3 protein-coding genes are annotated in these 1,970 nt (G+C 30.8%); 1 reads left to right on the top strand and 2 read right to left on the bottom strand.

The features are described 5' to 3' along the window. Positions 1–468: NUDIX hydrolase (locus OCV55_RS12090; RefSeq protein ID WP_147580740.1), on the bottom strand; the 468-nt coding region annotated here is incomplete at its 3' end. 88 nt (positions 469–556) lie between these two features. Here OCV55_RS12090 and map point away from each other — a divergent pair. Then, entirely contained in the window at positions 557–1,414 is an 858-nt protein-coding gene (map, locus tag OCV55_RS12095; RefSeq protein WP_032089639.1) for a type I methionyl aminopeptidase, read from the top strand. Between the two features lie 25 nt (positions 1,415–1,439). On the opposite strand, the gene OCV55_RS12100 is transcribed toward map, so the two are convergent. Then, on the bottom strand, positions 1,440–1,781 hold the full coding sequence (locus OCV55_RS12100; RefSeq protein WP_147580738.1) for a hypothetical protein: 342 nt from the start codon (positions 1,779–1,781) through the stop codon (positions 1,440–1,442). Positions 1,782–1,970 lie beyond the last annotated feature (189 nt).

Genomic DNA, 1,970 nt, shown 5'->3' on the forward strand with positions numbered 1-1,970 from the left:
ATAACATTTTTCAAAATCCAACCATTTAACTTCACTTACTTCATGATCAACAAAAACAAAATCTTTTTCTTCTAAATCTTTCCATAAAACAAATATTTTACTTACTTGATTATCTTTAAATAAACGACCATGAAAAATTTCTTCAAAATGAAATCTACGATTTCCACAATCAATCAATTCACTTTCCCTTACAACAATTCCTAATTCCTCTTTCAACTCTCTTACCGCCGATTGACCATAGTTATCCCCTGCAGGAATATGTCCTGCACTTGAAATATCATAACAGCCAGGAAACGAATCTTTTTGTTCACTTCTTTTTTGTAATAATATTTGTATTTTATTTTCTTTTTTTCTTAAGATCCAAACATGAGCTGTACGATGTAAGATTCCTTGTTGATGTGCAATTTCTCTTTCTACTGTCTTTCCTGTTGGATTTCCTAATTCATCGCATATATCTAAAATTTCCATTTTATCATCTCCATTAAAATCATATTATCATCTTTCTTTACATTATAAAATGAGATGTTTAAAATAGATACGAAAAGAGGTAGAACAAATGAATAAATGTTGGTGCGGAAGTGGCTTAGACTATGAAGTTTGTCACCGCGAATTTGACAAAAAAATTAATTATTACAAAAAAAGAGGAGTGATGACACCTCCTAGATCAATGATTAAAAATCAACAACAAATTGAAGGAATCAAAAAAGCAGCTGTTGTAAATAATGGGTTATTAGATCATATCGAAAAGAATATAAAAATTGGTATGTCGACTGAAGATATCGATGTACTTACAAGAGAATATTTAAAGGAACACAATGCACATTCTGCTGATTTAAATTATGAAGGCTATCCTAAAAGTATTTGTACATCTATTAATGATGTCGTTTGTCATGGAATTCCTTCTTCTGATGTTATTTTAAAAGATGGAGATATTATTAACGTTGACGCTACAAGTGAATTAAATGGTTACTATGCCGATGCTTCACGTATGTTTATGATGGGAAATGTTTCAGATGAAGCTAAAAAACTTGTTAAAATCACAAAAGAAGCGATGTATGAAGGGATGAAAGCTATCAAGCCATGGAAAAGTCATATTGGAGATATCGGTAAAGCAATTCAAAGATATGCACATATTAACGGCTATAGTGTCGTTGAAGAATTCTGTGGTCATGGTATTGGAATGACCATGCATGAAGACCCTTATGTCTTCCATTTTAAAACAAAAGAAGATACTGTTTTGATTGTTCCAGGAATGGTTTTTACAATTGAACCAATGCTTAATCAAGGAACAAGACATGTTCACTTAAATTATAATGATGATTGGACAGTTTATACAGATGATGGAAAACTTTCTGCTCAATGGGAACATACTTTCCTTGTTACAGAAGATGGTGTGGAAATTATTTCAAAATAAAAAGTCAGAAAATCTGACTTTTTTATTATGCCGTTTTTTCAACATATACGTGCTTTTTTAATATACTTTCTTCATAAACAAGATGTTGATAACAATCCTCACATAAATAATGAGTCACAACATCATACCGATTTCTATCAACACAAATTCGATACTCTTGATGAAGCTTTCTTAAACAATTACCACAATAACAATCAATAATACAGGCAATAGCTTCATCTTCATTCCCATCACACCAATAAATACCATTTCTACAGGCAACAATAATTTTCTTACAAGCATTTAAGCCTATTTCTTCATTTTCAAACATTTCAATTGATTTTTCAACAACTGAATTCATTCCTAGACCAATACGATGACAACTCATTTTAACAACCCCTTTCTAGGGTTATTTTAACATCTCATTTTTGTTATTTCATTAGACAGATAGTCCAAAAACTGTAGTCCTCACGAACTACAGTTTTCTCTTATAAATCACAAATACCTTTACCTTCTCCATAAACATCATACCAATCACTATTGAAATCATTCACTGCTTTTTCAATACTTGGATTCG

The sequence above is a fragment of the [Clostridium] ammoniilyticum genome (assembly GCF_025566905.1).
GTDB lineage: Bacteria > Bacillota_I > Bacilli_A > Erysipelotrichales > Coprobacillaceae > Faecalibacillus > Faecalibacillus intestinalis.